Source organism: Arthrobacter sp. K41 (genome assembly GCF_059089645.1).
On the sequence record NZ_JBNHEW010000005.1, the window covers coordinates 48,017 to 64,941 of the forward strand.

Below are 16,925 nucleotides of genomic sequence, written 5' to 3' on the forward strand. Positions count from 1 at the left end.
TCTGCTGAGGCGGGAGCGCGCTGTGCTGATGGCTAGATTCAATCAGAGAGTCAACCCCCACAAGCGCCCATTTAGTGAGTTGAGACACAAAATTTACCTGGGCCCTGTTCACTTCCCGGCGACCGGCGCAAAAAAGAACGCCGCCCCGGCGGAACGGGGCGGCGTTTGAGTCTGCCAGTGCGGTTAGAGTTCGGCTCGCTGAAGGGAGCGCGCGGCGTCGATGGTTGCCTGGCCGAGGACCCGGCTGCCCTGGTAAAGGACCACGGTCTGCCCGGGGGCCACGCCGCGGAGGGGGTTGGTCAGCCTGACCACCAACTGTCCGCCGGCAGCGTCCGGCCCGTTTTCGGGAAGTTCCATGCGGGCGGTCGCCGGGACAGGGTCCCCGTGCGCGCGGACCTGGGCGTAGCAGTCGAACTCCGCGCCGGTCTCCACCTCCGCGATAGGCAGTCCCGCCCAGGACACCTTGATGCCGCGGATCTCGTCGATGGCCAGCAGGGCCTCGGGACCGACCACCACCTTGTTTTCCTTGGGCCGGATCTCCAGGACGAACCGCGGCTTGCCGTCGGCTGCTGGAGTACCCAGTTTCAGGCCGCGGCGCTGGCCGACGGTGAAGGCGTTGGCGCCGGGATGCTCCCCGACTTTGGTGCCTGTTTCGTCCACGATGTCACCGGTGGACATATCGATCTTTTCGGCCAGCCAGCCGGCGGTGTCGCCGTCCGGGATGAAGCAGATGTCGTGGCTGTCCGGCTTGTTGGCCACCGAGAGGCCCCGCCGTTCCGCCTCTGCACGCACTTCAGCCTTCGAGGGGGTCTCGGCCAGCGGAAACATCGAGTGCTTAAGCTGCTCGTGGGTCAGGACGCCCAGGACGTAGCTTTGGTCCTTGGCCCAGTCTGCGGCACGGTGGAGTTCACGGTTGCCGTCGGCGTCCTCGATGACCTTGGCATAGTGTCCGGTGCAGACGGCGTCGAAGCCGAGGGCTATGGCCTTTTCCAGCAGCGCCGCGAACTTAATCCGTTCGTTGCAGCGCATGCACGGATTGGGCGTTCGGCCCGCAGCGTACTCGTCGATGAAGTCCTGGACAACGTCCTCTTTGAAGCGTTCGGAAAAGTCCCACACGTAGTACGGAATTCCCAGGACGTCGCAGGCGCGCCACGCGTCACGGGAGTCCTCGATGGTGCAGCAGCCCCGGCTTCCGGTGCGCAGCGTGCCGGGCATGCGGGACAGCGCCAGGTGGACCCCGACGACGTCGTGTCCCGCCTCGACGGCGCGGGCGGCTGCGACGGCGGAGTCAACTCCGCCGCTCATGGCTGCTAGAACTCGCATTTTGGCTTCCTGTTGGGGTTCTTTTCCGGCTCGTGGCCGGCGCTGCGGACCGCTTTACCGGTGCTGCCAGAAAGGTTGTTGGAAAGGCAGGCACGCTTGCGGAAACGATCTTCGCCTATCCATTCTACGGCCTGCCGGGAAGGCAATGTCAGCGGCTGCCCAAACCCTGTCGGGCTACGGTGCCGGCTGTCTGGATGGAGGACTCATGGCCGGCCATGCCTGCCTGCCGCGCCCTCGAATACGCGTCGGGAAGCGCCGCCAGCAGCGCGTCCACATCCTCATCCCGTGAGGCATGCCCCAGCGTGAAGCGTTGCGCCCCGCGCGCGGTCTCCTCATCCAGCCCCATGGCGAGCAGCACGTGCGAGGGACGCGGCACCCCCGCTGTGCAGGCTGACCCGGTGGATGACTCCACGCCCGCCAAATCCAGGAGGAACAGCAGGGAGTCGCCTTCGCAGCCGGGAAAGGTAAAGTGGGCGTTTCCCGGGAGGCGGCCGTTCCCGGCCGGGCCGCGCAAAACTGCCTCCGGCACCCGGTCCCGGACGCCGTCGATCAGGCGGTCACGAAGAGCTGCAATCCGGGCGGATTCGTGGCCGAGGCTCGCAGTGGCACTCCTGGCCGCAGCCGCGAACGCGGCGATGGAAGCGGTGTCCAGGGTGCCGGAGCGGACGTCGCGTTCCTGGCCCCCGCCATGCTGGACCGGGGTAAGTATCACCGACCTTCCCAGCAGCAGTGCACCTACTCCTACCGGTCCGCCAATTTTGTGTCCCGAGACGGACATGGCGTCCAGGCCCGAGGCCTTGAAGTCAACGGGCAACGATCCGAAGGCCTGGACCGCGTCGGAGTGGACGGGAACACCGGCCGCGTGCGCGAGTTCCACTACGCGCCCGATGGGCTGGATGGTTCCCACCTCGTTGTTGGCCCACATCACGGTCACCAGGGCAATGGTGTCCGGGTCCCGGGATAGCTCCGCTTCGAGGAAGGCCAGATCCAACACTCCCTCTGCGTCAACCGGAAGCCAGGTGACCTCCGCGCCTTCGTGCCGTTCCAGCCACTCGACGGTGTCCATCACCGCGTGGTGTTCGACGGCGGAACACAGGACGCGCCGCCGTGCCGGGTTCTCCCCCGTCCTGGACCAATAGAGGCCCTTGACGGCAAGGTTGTCCGCTTCGGTGCCGCCGGAGGTGAAGATGACTTCCGAAGGATGGGCGCCCGCCGCTGCGGCGAGGTCTTCGCGGGCATCTTCCACAGCTCTGCGCGCCCTGCGGCCGGAGCCATGAAGGGAAGACGGGTTTCCGGTACGGGCCAGCTCGCGCGTCAGGGCAGCCAGCGCCTCGGCAGAAAGTGGCGTGGTGGCTGCGTGGTCGAGGTAAACGGGCACCCTCCAATTCTAGCGACACCACGCTGGCTGGACGGCGGGGGGGCCACCATGGACGCGCGGTCATCACCCTTTACCAGCACCGACTGGTTGATCCGCATGCCGTCACCGGCGCTTTTCCCGGCCAGGCACTGGGGGCCCGCCCCGCCGTCGTCCGCTCTTCCACCCCCACTCCGATTCGTTCCAATGCCCCGCCGCCGCAGGCCGCAACCTTGACGAGTCCAGACGCAGCCCCGCCTGAATCGGAGGCCGGGAACCCTCAACACCGGGGCGATCGTTGTCAGGGCAAAGGCCGATAAGCTGGGCCCACAGGGCTGCCCGGCGGATGGCCACACCAACAGAAGGATGAGTGCTTGACCGAGAGCAGCTCCCACTATCAGGTGCTTCGCGTGGCAGTCACTGCCACGGAAAAAGAAATCAAGGTGGCCTATCGGCGTGCTGCACGCACCGCCCACCCGGACCACGGCGGGGACGCGGCCGCCTTCCGCCGCGTAACCAGCGCCTACGAAACCCTTATCGATCCCCAGCGCAGGAAAGCCTACGACCGGTCCTACGCGGCCGGCACGGCCGGGGCGAAAACGGACGCGGAGCCGCACTTTGACGCACCGCCGGCGGGCAGCAGGGCCTCCGCCACCGTCCACAGGCCGGGCGGCAGCCGCAACACCGCCGGTGACCCTCCGGTCTACGTCCCGCCCTTCGGTTCCACGGCCGACGGCGGGGTCCCCCTGATCCCGCTGTCTGAAGCCAGTCAGCAGGTCCACGGCATGCCGCGGAAGCGCGGGATCTTCGGCGCTGAAGCGCGGATCCAACGGGAAATGCGCACCGTCCAGCTGCTGACCCGCCAGGTGCTGCCCGCCATCCCGGCGGCGCGTCTTATCAACGGGCTCCAGTCACCGGCGGACAACAGCCACATCGACCACGCCGTGCTGTCCGGCTACCGGCTGGCGCTGATTGGCTCCATGCTTTTGCCCAAGGGCGCCTATGCCTGGGACGGCAGGACTTTGAACCATGGCGGACGCTCGGTAGCCCCGCCGCAACTGGCACACGTTGTATGGGCCATGCAGGACATCTTCCCGGAACTCAATGTCACCGGCTGGACTGTTGTGCACAGCCCGGGAGGAAACCTGCACGAGCCGGTGATCGACCAGCACCGCCGCTCAGCCGGCGCACTGGAGACGGTCAGGATCGTTAACGCAGCCGGAATGGTGCGGGGCCTGAAGGAGTTCCTGGCGTCCGGGCCGGCTCCCAACACTGTCAACGTGCCGGTACTGGCCAGGCTGCTGCGCGGCATGCACTGACCGCGTTGACTAGGATGGGACCGTGTTCCGCATCCTCTTCCACGCCCCCGAAATTCCCGGCAACACCGGCAACGCCATCCGCCTGGCCGCCATCACCGGCGCCGAACTGCACCTGGTGGAGCCCTTGGGCTTCGACTTTTCGGATGCGAAACTCCGCCGGGCCGGCCTGGATTACCACGACCTCGCCGTCGTCACCGTGCACGGGACCATCGAGGAGGCCTGGCAGCATCTCCAGCCGGAGCGCGTCTATGCCTTTACCTCTGACGGAAGTGCCAGCTACACGGACATCGCCTACGAGCCCGGCGACGTCCTGATGTTCGGCCGGGAATCGGTGGGCCTGCCGCCGGAATTGAAAACCGATCCGCACGTCACCTCCACCGTGCGGCTGCCCATGCTGCCGGCGCTGCGCTCGCTGAACCTTGCCAACGCCGCCTCCATTGCCGTGTACGAAGCCTGGCGCCAGCAGGGCTTTGCCGGGGCGCGGCTCTGACGCCACGGGACCTGGCCCAGAGCGGCCGTACCGTTTGCCGTTCCGCAGGAACTGCCAGCCAAACAATTCCGGGTCCCGGCCCATCCACCACCGCCGCCGTACCGAATCCCTTTTGATTACAGTCCACAGTGATGAAGGAGCGGCAGGTGACACTTCTCCGGGCCGATTCCAGGAGATCCCGCCGCATCCCCGGTGGGAGCGCAGAGGATCCGTCCCTTGGAGACTTATGCTTGTCAGTGATGGAAACTCCCAACGCACCTCATTCGGAGGCTCCGGCCACGGTGACAGACCCACCGGCCGACGCCAGCCACCGCCTCGCTGCGCTGCTGGAGCAGATAGGCCAGGGCGACCGTGCAGCATTCGCGGAGTTCTACCAGCTGACGTCCCGCCGCGTGTACGGCATGGCGCGCAGGGTCCTGATAGATGCCGAACTCAGCGAGGACACCACGCAGGAAGTGTTCCTTCAGGTCTGGCAGAATGCGGCGAAGTTCGACAGGGCTGCCGGCACCCCGCTCTCCTGGCTCATGACCATCTCGCATCGGCGTGCAGTGGACAAAGTCCGGTCAGCACAATCGGCCACTGACCGCGAAGCCCGTTACGGTGCCAGTACCCAGGACGTCGACCACGACAGTGTGTCCGACGAGGTGGACAGCAGGCTCGAAGCGCAGGCCGTGGTTCGGTGCCTGGGCACGCTGACCGAGACGCAACAGGAATCGGTCCGCCTCGCCTACTACGGAGGCCTGACCTACCGCGAAGTCGCAGAACGCTTGAATACCGCAGTTCCCACCATAAAGTCCCGCATCCGCGACGGACTGATCCGCTTGAAGACCTGTTTGGGGGTGAGTTGAGATGACCGAAATGAATAGTGGACACAATGGCCGACCCGGCGCCTTCGGCGACACCGTTGCCGCCGACCTCGCTTCGGGCCGCGCTGTTGACCTCGCCGAGCTGTATGCGCTGGATGCGGTAACGGACGGGGAACGCCGGGCCATAGAGCAGTACATGTCAACGGCACTGGCAGCGGAACGGGACTCCTTCTACGAACGTGTCAACCAATCCAGGGAAACACTCTCCCGGACTTTCGCGGCGGAGGAAGAGCCCCCCGCGGACCTTTTCCACCGGATCGTCGCCCAACTGCCGGCCCAGAGCCCGCCGGCAGACGCGCGCCCGGACACCGGTGCAGCGCCGTCCCCTGATTCCGCCGTGTCAGCCGGGGCCGGCGCTCAAGCGGGCGCACAGGGCTCTGGTGATGAACTCGCCAAGGCGCGGCAGCGCCGGGAGGAACGGCGCCGTCCGGCCGGTGCCCGGCGCTGGTTTGCCGGAATCGCGGCGGCAGCAGCGCTGGCGCTGGGTGGAGTGGGCGTCGGGTCTTACATCGCCGACCAAAATGACCCCCTGAAGCAGGTGGTCCGGGCAGGAGACCTCCGGGAAGCTTCGGTGGACGTGGCCGGGGGCGGTACTGCCACCGTCCAGGTCTCGTCGTCCCGGGACGCCGCGGTGGTGAGGATGAAAGACGTTCCTGCCCCGCCCGAGGGCAAGGTTTACCAGATGTGGCTGATCCCCAAGGACGGTTCAGCTCCAGTCTCACAGGGGCTCATGGATGCGGAGGCACTGTCCAAGCCTGCTGTCGTGGAGGGGATTGCCTCTGCCGCCGCTCTCGGGATCACCGTGGAGCCTGCCGGCGGATCCAAGTCCCCCACTCTTCCCACGGTTGCTGCCGCACGCCTGGACGCGTAGCACCGGCTGAGCGCGCAAAAACGCCCCGCGGCTTCCGATAACGAAAGCCGCGTGGCGTTTTTCGTGGCCTGCGGACGCTAGAAACCGGCGATCGTTCCGGGTCCGTTGACAGCAACAACGTGAAACGCTTCGGCGCTGTGTCCTTCGGGAAATCCGGCCCGCGCAGCATTCACCTGCATCCCCTGGCGGACTGCTGATTCCATGGCCTCGACATCCGGGTGCTGGCTTACGTGGACATGGATGGCCTTCAGCTTTGCCTCCACGTGCGCGGTGACGTCAACGAAATGATTTTCCCGTTCGTCCGGGCCGGCGTACAGCCAAAGCCACGGCAGCTTGTACGCCTCCAGCCCGGCCCCGGCAAGTTCCGGGTATGCGAACGGATTTTCCACGGCGGGGTACACGGCGCGGGTCACGGCCTCCCCTACGGCAAGGTGGTCAGGGTGGCTCTTCTGGAGCCGCCGCCAGTTCCGTTCCGGATGCATGGAAAGAACGACGTCGGGCCGCAGTTCGCGGATGAGCTTCACCACGCCCTGCATTACCTCATGCGAAGGCTCGAGGTAGCCGTCGCGCTGATGCAGGTAGTGGATATCGGACACCCCCACCAGTTCTGCGGCACGGCGCTGCTCGGCGTCGCGCATGGCAATGATGTTTGCGCGGTGGGCCGGATCGAAACCACCGGCGTCACCGTCGGTCATGATGCAGTAGCTGACGTGGACACCAGCCGCCGTCCAGGCCGCAATGGTACCCGCGGCGCCGAAGTCAATGTCGTCCGGGTGCGCCGCAAAACAGAGCACCCGCCCAACCCGGTCCGTGGCCGGGTCGAACGGGCTCTCGAAGGGCGCAGCGAAGGCAGCCAATAATCAGCCTTTTCGCTTCTTGATCTCTGCCGTCGCCTGCGGAAGGACGTCGAAGAGGTCGCCGACGATGCCGAAATCCGCGATCTCGAACACCGGTGATTCGGCGTCCTTATTCACCGCAATTATCACCTTTGCCGTCTGCATGCCGGCTTTCTGCTGGATCGCACCGGAAATGCCGGCAGAAATGTACAGCTGCGGCGAAACGGTCTTGCCGGTCTGCCCCACCTGGGCATCGTGGCTGATCCAGCCGGCGTCTGTGGCTGCACGTGAGGCTCCCACGGCCGCTCCCAGTGCGTCTGCCAGTTCTTCGACGGGACCGAAGTCGCCGTCGAGGCCACGCCCGCCGGCCACCACGATGCGGGCGTCCGTCAGGTCCGGGCGGCCGCTGGCAACCTTCTGCTCACGGGCTGTAATCCGGGCTGCCGCCTCAGCGCTTCCAACCGGAACGTCGACCGTAAGGGTTTCCGGCGCACTGGGTGCGGCGGCCGGCTCCGGAACAATGTTGTTGGCCTTGATGGTCAGCACGGACACGGGCGTGGTGGCCTTGCACGACGTGTTGTAGGAGCCGGCAAGGACGGATTTGTGGGCTGTCCCGTCGGCATCCACGCCCACGACGTCGGTAATGACACCGGCAGCGAGGCGGATGCCCAGCCGGGCGGCGATTTCTTTGCCTTCCGGGGAATTGTCGAGCAGCACGATGGTGGCCCCGGTGCTTTGGGCTGCGGCCGCAAGGTAGGCAGCCTTGGGCGCCACCAGGTAGTCGTCCAGGTCCTGCACAGAGGGGCGAAGGACAGCGCTGACACCATACTCCGCAAACGCAGCTGACACTTCCTGGTGCAGTTCCCCGTTAAGGGCAACAACGCTTTCGCCAAGGGAACGTGCCAGGGTGAGCAGTTCAAGGCTGCTCTTCTTGAGCCCGGCGCCGGGGTTGTCTATGAAAACAAGTACTTTTGCCATGTTGGTGTTCCCTCTTAGAGCAGCTTCTGGGCGGCCAGGAAGTCAACCAGCTTGATGCCGGCGTCGCCTTCGTCGGTGATGATGGTGCCGGCGGTGCGCGGTGGCCGCTCCTCGGCGTTGGTCACAGTGGTCCAGGAACCGGCGTGCCCCACCTGGGCAGGATCGACTCCGACGTCGGTGAGGGACAGGGTGGTGATGGTCTTGCGCTTGGCGGCGATGATGCCCTTGAAGTTGGGGTAGCGCGGCTCGTTGATCTGGTCGGTCACTGAGACCAGCGCGGGGAGGTCGGCCTCCACCGTCTCGGAACTCATGTCCGCATCGCGCCGGGCCACGAGCCGTCCGCCGTCCACGTCCAAGGACGAGGCGAACGTGACCTGGGGAAGGTTGAGGCGTTCAGCCAGCTGCGCCGGTACCAGGGAGGTCTCGCCATCGGTCGAGGCCATACCGGTGATGATCAGGTCCACCGGGGCGTCCTGGCCCAGGTACCGGACGGCTGCGGAAAGCGCCAGCGATGTAGCGGCTGCGTCCGAGCCCGCCAGGGCGGGGTCCGACAGGTGCACGCCCTCGGTTGCACCCATCTGCAGGGACTTCTTGACCGAGTTCACCGCACCGGCGGGACCCATGCTGAGGGCGATGACCTGGTTGCCTGCCTTGCTGCCACCGCGCGCCTCGGCCAGCTGCAGGGCGGCCTCCAGCGCATACTCGTCCAGTTCGGACAAAATGCTTTCGTCACGGTCCGTCGTGTACCCCTCCCCGTTGAGGTGACGGTCGAACTGGGCGTCCGGTACATGCTTGACCAGGACGATGATCTTCAATGTCTTCTCCACTGTATCGACAGCAGCCTTCCATGCTTGTGGACAGCCAGCCGGGTGAGGTCATGGCCGCGGAATGCCCGGCGTACGGGTAGGTCCTAGCTAACCACATAGGCGCGCCCGCGCGCCGACTTCCGTTAACGCCTGTGTCAGGGCCATCAGCTTTTCCGCTGGTGTTCCCAAATGACGACGGCGACGTCCCCGCCGAAGTGGGGACACCGCCGTCGAGCCTTCCTTGGTCTCCTGTCCTTGCTGCAAGCGCGGTGCTAGCTGGCTGCGGCCCCCAGGGTGACATCCAGGGTTTGCTCTGCACCGTTGCGCAGGACGGAGATCCTGACCTTTGCACCAGCAGGCTGTTCGCGTACGGCTGCCGTCAACTGCTCCGGTTCACCGATGGCGAGATCGTTGAACTTGGTGATGACGTCGCCCACTTTGATTCCGGCTTTGGCCGCAGCCGAATCGGGCTCAAGGGTGGCGACATCCGCGCCGACGGAGAAACCCGAACCGTTGCTGGAGGCGGGCTTTTCTTTGACGCTGACGCCCAGCTGCCCATGTGACGCCTTCCCGGTATCGATGATCTCCTGCGCAACCCGTTTGGCGTGGTTGATGGGGATGCTGAAGCCCACACCGATGTTGCCGCTGGAGGAGGACAGTGAGTCAGATCCGGCCGAGGCGATGGCCACGTTGACGCCGATGATCTCGCCGCTGCTGTTGACCAGGGCACCGCCTGAGTTGCCGGGGTTGATGGCGGCATCGGTCTGGATCACGTTGATGGAGATGTCGTTCTGGGCCGTCGGTTGCTGGCTCTGGCCGCCCCCCGGGGGTGCAAACTGGAACCCGCCCTCGTCGTCGCCCTCGGCGCTGTCTCCCTCTTCCGGGGCTGCAGCAGAGGCGACACTGATGGTCCTGTTGAGCGTGGAGACAATACCGTCAGTCACCGTGCCCGTCAGACCCAGCGGTGAGCCGATGGCAATGGCAGTGTCGCCGACGTTGAGCTTCCCCGAGTCGCCCAGCGTGGCAGGTGTAAGGCCGGAGGCGTTATCCACTTTGATAACGGCGAGGTCTGACAAAGGGTCGGTGCCGACCAGTTTGGCAGTAAGAACCCTGCCATCGCTGGTCCGGACTTCGAGGGCGGCGTTGGCCGACTGGCCATCCAGAGTGACCACGTGCGTATTAGTGAGGACATGGCCCTGGTCGTCCAGAATGATGCCGGAACCCGTGCCCCCCGCGCCGCCGCTTGAAGCGCTGATGGTCACCACACTGGGCGAGGCCTTCAATGCGGCCGCCGTTATGGCGTTCACGTCATCCTGGTTGTTGACGATGACGGTTCCGGGCTGGCTGTTGCTGCTGGTGGCAGCCGTGGAACCGGAGTTGTCAAAGAATTCACCGGCGCCAACGGTTGCTACTCCCCCGCCCACCAGGCCTGCAGCCAGGATGCTAGCCACCAAGGTGCCGACGCCAAAAGACGCCTTCCTGCGCGGAGCGTCCTTCGGGTTTGGAACCATGCCTCCATAACCGCCGGGTGCGGTGTACTGGGCGTTGTGCTGGCCCTGGCCGTAGTAGCCGTCGTGGGTTTGGGACCCCGGGGCTTCGTGGTGCGCTGACTGGTCCGGGCTTGTCTGCTCTGCAGCGGGCTGTCCGTAGAACGGCTGGCGCTGGAGAGACGGCTGGCGCTGCGGGTAGGCCGGGCGCGCTCCCGGAAGTTCCTCGGTGGGGTTCCCGCGGCTTGAGGCTACTGCGTCATCCGCACCCGGAACCTGCCCGGCGCTGCGCCCGGCGTCGGCGGTGGGCTGCTGCCAGGGATCCTGGCCGCCCGGTCCGCGGCCCTCAGGAGACACGCCGGGGGTTTGGTTCTCAGTCATGGGACTTCCTTTCATCCTCGTCTGAATTAACTATGGACTCCCTGCCTGTAACAAGCTCGGATGTTTGCTGAGAGCTTGCTGGAGTTCCTATGCCTGTTCCCACGGTTTCCGACCGTTTCGCTGGTGGCATATTCGGCTCAATGGACGGCCTGTGGGGTGCACCATAGAATCAAGATGATTGCCACAGCGACCTGCGGCTACACACATGCGTGGGGGCGCTGCTGCATTCTGAGACGACCGGTTCGTCCCGAATCGGTGTCAGGCGTGCTGAAGGGTTGCACATGCGGTCAAAGTTCATACGTATTCTCGCCGTGATCGGCCTTACCGGGCTGCTGGCAGTGCCTGCCGGTGCGGCCTCGGCTGAGCCGCCGGTCACCATTCCGTCCGGAACAAACGTCGTTGACAACGCCAATGTCCTTGGCGGCCGCAAGGGCGAGGTTCAGGAAGCCGTACAAAAGCTTCTGAAGGACCACAAGTACAACCTCTACGTTGTCACGGTTAGGTCCTTCGAGAACCCGGCCGATCCTGCCGCCTGGGGACAGGAAGTAGCCAAGGCAAAAGGCATGGGCCGTGCTGATGTCATTCTCGCCATAGCAACAGATCAGGGGCGGTATTACTTCGCCCCGAACTCGGCGAGCTCCATCTACTCGAAGCGCTCCAACATCTCGCAGAACGCCATTGCCGCCAACCTCGGTGCCGGAAAGCGTGATTTCGCGCAGGCAGCCATCGACACTGCTGCGGCAGTCGGCGATGCAGCCGGCGGCGGCAGCGGCAACGTCCCCTCGGGTGACGGTGCCGGCGCAGCTGTCCTGGTAGGAACAGGAGTCGTGGCTGCTGGCGGTGCCGGCGCGTACCTGTACTTCCGCAACAAGCGCAGGAAAGCTGCCACTCAGGCGTCCAGCGCGAGCTACGGTCCGCAGGGTGCCGAAGTTGATCCGTTGGCGTCACACACCATCGAGGAGCTGCGCCGCAAGAGCGGCTCCCTCCTCATCGAGGCCGACGACGCCATCAAGTCCAGCGAGCAGGAACTCATGTTCGCCCAGGCGCAGTACGGCGACTCCGCCGTCGGCAACTTCACCAAGGCACTCGAAGAAGCCAAGGGCCACATGACCGAATCGTTCAAGCTGCAGCAGCAGTTGGACGACCACATTCCTGACACCGAAGAGCAGCAGCGCGCCTGGCTCGGCGAAATCATCCGCCGGTCTGAGGCGGCACTGGCGTCACTCCAGGAGCAGAAGGCAGACTTCGATTCCCTCCGGGAGCTGGAAAAGAACGCCCCCCGCGCACTCGCAGCCGTTAACGCCGGAGCCCAGGAAGCTGACGCGAAAATCTCCAGCGCCGAACAGTCCCTCACCGCGCTTCGGAGCAAGTATGCCGAGACCGCGCTGGCACAGGTTTCGGACAACATCCTGCAGGCGAAGGAACGGCTGGCTTTCGTTCAGAACGCTTCCGCCACTGCAGAACAGAAACTGGGTGAAGGTGAAGGAAGCCTCGCCGCCGTAGCAGTCCGCGCCGCGGAGGAGAGCCTGCACCAGACGAACGTCCTCCTCGACGCGATCTCCAAGCGCTCGTCCAGCCTGGATGAGGCCCGCAGCAGCCTGGACTCGGCAGTAGTGGACACGTCCCACGACCTCGCGCAGGCAAGGGCAATGATCCAGTCAGGAACCCGTTCGGAGCTTGCCGGCCCAGTGGCCGCCGTGGAAGCGGCACTGGCCCAGGTGAAGGCTGAAATCCAGGGCGGAAAGATCGACCCCATCGCCACACTGCAGCGGGTAGAGACGGCCCACCAGTCACTCGACCAGGCGCTCAGCGGTGTCCGGGACCAGCAGGAACAGGCCCGCCGGGCCCAGGCGTCGCTCCAGCAGACCATCATGTCTGCCCAGGCCCAGATCAGCGCCACCTCCGACTACATCACCGCCCGGCGCGGTGGCGTGGGAACGGAAGCCCGCACGCGGCTGGCGGAGTCGCAGCGGAACCTGGATTACGCGCTGTCCATCGCGCGCACCGATCCGGTAACCGCCCTGACGTACGCCCAGCAGGCCCACGCCCTGGCTGCCCAGGCGGCCCAGCTGGCCCAGGCGGATGTCGACCACTTCGATGGCTACGCGAACCAGGGCTACGGCCGCGGCGGCATGTTCGGCGGAGGAGGCGGCGGCGGACTCGGCGGTGCCATCCTCGGCGGCATCCTGATCAACTCCATCCTCAACGGCGGCGGTGGCGGCGGCTGGGGCGGCGGCCACAGTGACGGCGGCGGCTGGGGCGGCGGAGACTTTGGCGGTGGCGATTTTGGCGGCGGGGACTTCGGCGGAGGCGACTCCGGAAGCTTCTGAGAGCTGCAACCCACTCCCGGCCGGAACCACACGGCTGACCGATCTGTACCAACACAACTGTTCACTGATTTCAGTGCTCACCACAGAGCAGGACGAAAGGTAACACCATGGTTAAACAGTCCATTTTCGGCCGTATCGCACAGCTGGCAAAGGCAAACATCAACACTTTGCTGGACAATGCTGAGGATCCGCAGAAGATGCTGGACCAGATGGTCCGGGACTACACCAACAACATCGCCGAGGCAGAGTCCGCCGTGGCGCAGACCATCGGCAACCTTCGCATGCTCGAGGACGACTACAACGAGGACGTCAAGAACTCGCGCGACTGGGGCAACAAGGCCCTCGCCGCGTCGCGCAAGGCCGACGAGTACCGCGCCAGCGGAAATCCGGCTGATGCGGAGAAGTTTGACAACCTCGCCAAAGTTGCACTGCAGCGCCAGATCGCCGCGGAGAACGAGGCCAAGGGGGCCGAACCGAGCATTGCTTCCCAGCGCGAAGTGGTGGACAAGCTCAAGACCGGCCTGGACCAGATGAAGGGCAAGCTCAACCAGCTGACCAGCAAGCGCAACGAACTGGTGGCCCGTTCCAAGACGGCGGCCGCGCAGTCGCAGGTGCACGATGCCATCAAGAGCATCGACATCATGGATCCCACCAGCGAAGTGGGCCGCTTCGAAGAGAAGATCCGCCGCGAAGAGGCCAAGGTCCGCGGACAGCAGGAGCTCACCGAGTCCAGCCTGGACGCCCAGTTCAACCAGCTTGAGGACCTCGGCGAGCAGGTGGAAATTGAAGCACGCCTTGCCGCGCTGAAGTCCGGTGGCACAGCCAAGCCTGCCATTGGTGCGGGTGCCGGCGGTTCAGCGGGTTCTGAGTCCACCGTGAACGAAGCTGATTTCGACAAGCTCTGACGGCTGGCAGGGATTTTCCCTGATGGCGAGTAAGGCCGGGGTCACCACCCCGGCCTTACTTATGCCCGTTTGTGTACCGTGGTGGCATGGCTTCCTCCAATGCAACTTCCATCGTCTGGCTGCGCGACGATCTCCGCCTGGACGATAACCCGGCACTGACCGAAGCGGCGGCGCTGGGTTTGCCTGTGACCGTTGTCTTTATTCACGACGAGGAGTCAGCGGGGATCCGGCCCCTGGGCGGAGCAAGCCGGTGGTGGCTGCACCATTCGCTCTCCGCGCTGGCAACCTCGTTGGAGCAGGCAGGGTCACGGCTCCTCCTTCGCCGGGGACCTGCGGCCACCGTTCTCCGGGAACTGGCTGCCGAGACGGCCGCTGCCCACCTGTTGTGGAACCGGCGCTACGGACTGCCGGAGCGCACGGTGGATGCCGCCGTGGAGAAGTGGGCCAGGGACAACGGCGTTTCATCATCGAGCTGCCAGGCGAACCTCCTCTTCGAACCTTGGACTATCCGCACCGGCGGCGGCGGACCCTACAAAGTGTTCACGCCCTTTTGGCGGGCCTGCCTCGCTGCAGGGGACATCAGGGAGCCGCACGGTGCACCGGACCAGCTTCCCCCTCCCGCCCCAGGCCCGGGAGGGGGACTTCCTGCCGGAGAAGATCTCCACAGCTGGCACCTCCTGCCGCACTCCCCCGACTGGAGCGGGGGCCTGGCCGACACTTGGGAACCGGGAGAGGACGGTGCCCGGCGCCGTCTGGAAGACTTTCTGGACGGACCGGCGGAAGACTACGCGACGGGCCGGAACGTGCCCGCAGTCGAAGGAACCAGCCGCCTTTCCCCGCACCTGCGCTTCGGCGAGATCAGCCCCTTCCGGGTGTGGCGGGAAATCCGGCAGCGGTTCCCCCGCAAGGTGCCGGCCGACGTCGGGATCTTCCAGTCCGAGCTCGGCTGGCGGGAATTCTGCTGGCATCTTCTGGATACCAACCCCAACCTGGCCACCCGCAACTACCGGCCGGAGTTTGACCGCTTTGAGTGGCAGTCACTCAGCAGCGGCGAACTGAAGGCCTGGCAGCAGGGCCGCACCGGCTACCCCCTGGTGGACGCGGGGATGCGGCAGTTGTGGCAGACCGGTTGGATGCACAACCGCGTGCGCATGGCGACGGCGTCCTTCCTGGTCAAGAACCTGCTGGCCGACTGGCGCATTGGTGAGCAGTGGTTTTGGGACACCCTTGTTGATGCTGACGCCGCAAGCAACCCCGCCAACTGGCAGTGGGTAGCAGGTTCCGGAGCGGACGCATCCCCCTACTTCCGCATCTTTAACCCTGTAACGCAAAGCAAGAAGTTCGATCCGGCTGGGCGGTACCTGCGCCAATTCGTCCCTGAACTCGCCCGCCTTGACGGCAAGACCATCCACGAGCCGTGGAAAGCCGACAACGTGCCGGGTTACCCGAAGCCCCTGGTCGGGCTGCCTGAGTCGCGCGGAAGGGCCCTGGAGACCTACAGCCGACTCAAGGACTGAGGGACCCGCGAGCGGGACGGATGCCGGCCGGCAGGTACTACCGGCTGACCTTGCCCATCAGGGACGCAATCGGCCGCAGGAAGATGGGGCGGGCCAGGAACCAGGCCGCGGTCATGACCACCAACGAGGCGAGGAAGACCCAGAACCCGAACCAGCCGTCGTCGTCCCTCACACCGTACATATGGTTGAGGTTCCGCAGCGCCCCAGTGGCGAGCACCAGGAAAACGTGCACCACGATGAAGGCGACAAAGTAGATCATCACCGGGAAGTGGACGGCCCGCGCCCATTCGATGGGGTAGGCCTTATTGAGGCCGGCAGACTTCTTGGGCCAGGCTGAGGACATGCGCAGGCCAGTGATGAATGCCAGCGGCGCCGCGATGAACACGGTAACGAAGTAGGAGAGCAATTGAAGGGCGTTGTAGTTCACCCAGCCGTTCTCGGTGGGCCAGTTCAGCGAGGCGTACTGAAGGGCGGCTGAAAGCGCGTTCGGGAAGATATCCCAGCTGGTGGGAACGATCCGCATCCACTGCCCCGTGGCGAACAGCAGCACCGCGAAGACCAGGCCGTTGAGGATCCAGAGTGCATCCAGGGTGAGGTGGAACCACAGTTCAAGGCTGATCTTGGTGGGCGGGTTCTTGGTCTTGATGAATCCCTTGTTGTTGCGCGTCCAGTGACCACTGGGGCGCGTTGTGGTTCGTACCTGCCATCCAGTGCGGATAATCAACAGCAGGAAGAAAGCATTCAGGAAGTGCTGCCAGGCAAGCCAGGCCGGGAATCCCTCCGGGGCTTCTGCCGGCAGCTCAGAATGGCCCGGATAGTTTGCTACGAATGAAGCAACGGCGGGCAGGCCCATCAGCCACTTGGCGATCAACACCACGAGGACCAGCACCGCGAGGACCGCGGGGACACCCCAGTAGAGTCGGGACCGCTTGCCCGCGGCAGTGCCGGGCCTTTTCGTGGGTGTGGACATCGAGCAACATTCCTCTCGAGAATGACTGGCGAAGTGCTCACAATCTGTGAGGCTCTGCGAAAGAGAATACTAGGAACTAACCACATGTAAGGAAAAAGAAGGCCCCGCCCGGCTTGTCTGCCGGTCGGGGCCTTCTTATAGTTGCGGGGACAGGATTTGAACCTGTGACCTCTGGGTTATGAGCCCAGCGAGCTACCGAACTGCTCCACCCCGCGTCGCTGAAACAACACTACCCTACTTCGGCGGCAGGTTTTTACACGATCCATAGTGGCGGCCTAACTCCAGACCCGGGAGTGACGCTGTCCCGCAGGCGCAGCGTCCGGGCTGGCGGCTTAAACCAGGAAGTCCCGGACACTGTTTCCAGTGTCCGGGACTTCCGTCAGTTGCGGGGACAGGATTTGAACCTGTGACCTCTGGGTTATGAGCCCAGCGAGCTACCGAACTGCTCCACCCCGCGTCGCAAGAACTACTTTACCGGCCGGTGAACACCAG

At 65.0% G+C, this 16,925-nt stretch carries 14 protein-coding genes and 2 tRNA genes; 7 read left to right on the forward strand and 9 right to left on the reverse strand.

The genetic code is table 11. The features are described 5' to 3' along the window. Nucleotides 1-183 precede the first annotated feature (183 nt). On the reverse strand, nucleotides 184-1,323 hold the full coding sequence (gene mnmA / locus AC5RTE_RS12800) for a tRNA 2-thiouridine(34) synthase MnmA (RefSeq protein WP_494041787.1): 1,140 nt from the start codon (nucleotides 1,321-1,323) through the stop codon (nucleotides 184-186). 148 nt (nucleotides 1,324-1,471) lie between these two features. Continuing rightward, a complete protein-coding gene (locus tag AC5RTE_RS12805; RefSeq protein ID WP_494041788.1) occupies nucleotides 1,472-2,701 on the reverse strand; it encodes a cysteine desulfurase family protein in 1,230 nt (409 codons plus the stop codon). 350 nt (nucleotides 2,702-3,051) lie between these two features. Here AC5RTE_RS12805 and AC5RTE_RS12810 point away from each other — a divergent pair, with 350 nt between their 5' ends. The 4 genes from AC5RTE_RS12810 to AC5RTE_RS12825 all read left to right on the forward strand — a co-directional run bounded on the left by AC5RTE_RS12810 (nucleotide 3,052) and on the right by AC5RTE_RS12825 (nucleotide 6,223). Continuing rightward, a complete protein-coding gene (locus AC5RTE_RS12810) occupies nucleotides 3,052-3,996 on the forward strand; it encodes a J domain-containing protein (protein ID WP_494041789.1) in 945 nt (314 codons plus the stop codon). A gap of 22 nt (nucleotides 3,997-4,018) precedes the next feature. Next, a complete protein-coding gene (locus AC5RTE_RS12815; RefSeq protein WP_494041790.1) occupies nucleotides 4,019-4,486 on the forward strand; it encodes a tRNA (cytidine(34)-2'-O)-methyltransferase in 468 nt (155 codons plus the stop codon). 239 nt (nucleotides 4,487-4,725) lie between these two features. Continuing rightward, complete coding sequence (sigK, locus tag AC5RTE_RS12820) at nucleotides 4,726-5,334, forward strand: ECF RNA polymerase sigma factor SigK (protein WP_494041791.1); 609 nt, start codon at nucleotides 4,726-4,728, stop codon at nucleotides 5,332-5,334. Between the two features lie 10 nt (nucleotides 5,335-5,344). Next, a complete protein-coding gene (locus AC5RTE_RS12825; protein ID WP_494042021.1) occupies nucleotides 5,345-6,223 on the forward strand; it encodes an anti-sigma factor in 879 nt (292 codons plus the stop codon). 77 nt (nucleotides 6,224-6,300) lie between these two features. Here AC5RTE_RS12825 and AC5RTE_RS12830 read toward each other — a convergent pair whose 3' ends face one another. The 4 genes from AC5RTE_RS12830 to AC5RTE_RS12845 all read right to left on the reverse strand — a co-directional run bounded on the left by AC5RTE_RS12830 (nucleotide 6,301) and on the right by AC5RTE_RS12845 (nucleotide 10,711). Beyond that, a complete protein-coding gene (locus AC5RTE_RS12830) occupies nucleotides 6,301-7,080 on the reverse strand; it encodes a PIG-L deacetylase family protein (RefSeq protein WP_494041792.1) in 780 nt (259 codons plus the stop codon). A gap of 3 nt (nucleotides 7,081-7,083) precedes the next feature. Continuing rightward, complete coding sequence (locus AC5RTE_RS12835; RefSeq protein WP_494041793.1) at nucleotides 7,084-8,037, reverse strand: electron transfer flavoprotein subunit alpha/FixB family protein; 954 nt, start codon at nucleotides 8,035-8,037, stop codon at nucleotides 7,084-7,086. Between the two features lie 14 nt (nucleotides 8,038-8,051). After that, a complete protein-coding gene (locus AC5RTE_RS12840; RefSeq protein WP_494042022.1) occupies nucleotides 8,052-8,852 on the reverse strand; it encodes an electron transfer flavoprotein subunit beta/FixA family protein in 801 nt (266 codons plus the stop codon). Between the two features lie 263 nt (nucleotides 8,853-9,115). Continuing rightward, on the reverse strand, nucleotides 9,116-10,711 hold the full coding sequence (locus tag AC5RTE_RS12845) for a S1C family serine protease (RefSeq protein ID WP_494041794.1): 1,596 nt from the start codon (nucleotides 10,709-10,711) through the stop codon (nucleotides 9,116-9,118). Nucleotides 10,712-10,992: 281 nt separating this feature from the next. On the opposite strand from AC5RTE_RS12845, the gene AC5RTE_RS12850 reads away from it, so the two are divergent. From AC5RTE_RS12850 to AC5RTE_RS12860, 3 genes are all read left to right on the forward strand, one after another. Continuing rightward, nucleotides 10,993-13,041, forward strand: a complete 2,049-nt coding sequence (locus AC5RTE_RS12850; RefSeq protein WP_494041795.1) for a TPM domain-containing protein — start codon at nucleotides 10,993-10,995, stop codon at nucleotides 13,039-13,041. Nucleotides 13,042-13,148: 107 nt separating this feature from the next. Next, a complete protein-coding gene (locus AC5RTE_RS12855; protein WP_494041796.1) occupies nucleotides 13,149-13,946 on the forward strand; it encodes a PspA/IM30 family protein in 798 nt (265 codons plus the stop codon). Nucleotides 13,947-14,032: 86 nt separating this feature from the next. Then, nucleotides 14,033-15,463 (forward strand): cryptochrome/photolyase family protein, encoded by a 1,431-nt coding sequence (locus AC5RTE_RS12860; RefSeq protein WP_494041797.1) that lies wholly within the window; start codon nucleotides 14,033-14,035, stop codon nucleotides 15,461-15,463. A 37-nt stretch (nucleotides 15,464-15,500) separates the two neighbouring features. On the opposite strand, the gene AC5RTE_RS12865 is transcribed toward AC5RTE_RS12860, so the two are convergent. The 3 genes from AC5RTE_RS12865 to AC5RTE_RS12875 form a co-directional block, all read right to left on the reverse strand. Further along, nucleotides 15,501-16,433 (reverse strand): cytochrome b/b6 domain-containing protein, encoded by a 933-nt coding sequence (locus AC5RTE_RS12865; protein WP_494041798.1) that lies wholly within the window; start codon nucleotides 16,431-16,433, stop codon nucleotides 15,501-15,503. 141 nt (nucleotides 16,434-16,574) lie between these two features. Beyond that, nucleotides 16,575-16,648: transfer RNA gene (locus AC5RTE_RS12870), tRNA-Met, on the reverse strand. 168 nt (nucleotides 16,649-16,816) lie between these two features. Continuing rightward, a tRNA-Met gene (locus AC5RTE_RS12875) sits at nucleotides 16,817-16,890 on the reverse strand. Between the last annotated feature and the right edge of the window lie 35 nt (nucleotides 16,891-16,925).

Excerpts from the sequence above, each read along its gene's own strand:
- AC5RTE_RS12855 (WP_494041796.1), top strand. The coding sequence starts at position 13,149 with ATGGTTAAACAGTCCATTTTCGGCCGTATCGCACAGCTGGCAAAGGCA.
- AC5RTE_RS12865 (WP_494041798.1), bottom strand. The coding sequence starts at position 16,433 with ATGTCCACACCCACGAAAAGGCCCGGCACTGCCGCGGGCAAGCGGTCC.
- sigK (WP_494041791.1), top strand. The coding sequence starts at position 4,726 with ATGGAAACTCCCAACGCACCTCATTCGGAGGCTCCGGCCACGGTGACA.
- AC5RTE_RS12825 (WP_494042021.1), top strand. The coding sequence starts at position 5,345 with ATGAATAGTGGACACAATGGCCGACCCGGCGCCTTCGGCGACACCGTT.
- AC5RTE_RS12860 (WP_494041797.1), top strand. The coding sequence starts at position 14,033 with ATGGCTTCCTCCAATGCAACTTCCATCGTCTGGCTGCGCGACGATCTC.
- mnmA (WP_494041787.1), bottom strand. The coding sequence starts at position 1,323 with ATGCGAGTTCTAGCAGCCATGAGCGGCGGAGTTGACTCCGCCGTCGCA.
- AC5RTE_RS12835 (WP_494041793.1), bottom strand. The coding sequence starts at position 8,037 with ATGGCAAAAGTACTTGTTTTCATAGACAACCCCGGCGCCGGGCTCAAG.
- AC5RTE_RS12845 (WP_494041794.1), bottom strand. The coding sequence starts at position 10,711 with ATGACTGAGAACCAAACCCCCGGCGTGTCTCCTGAGGGCCGCGGACCG.
- AC5RTE_RS12850 (WP_494041795.1), top strand. The coding sequence starts at position 10,993 with ATGCGGTCAAAGTTCATACGTATTCTCGCCGTGATCGGCCTTACCGGG.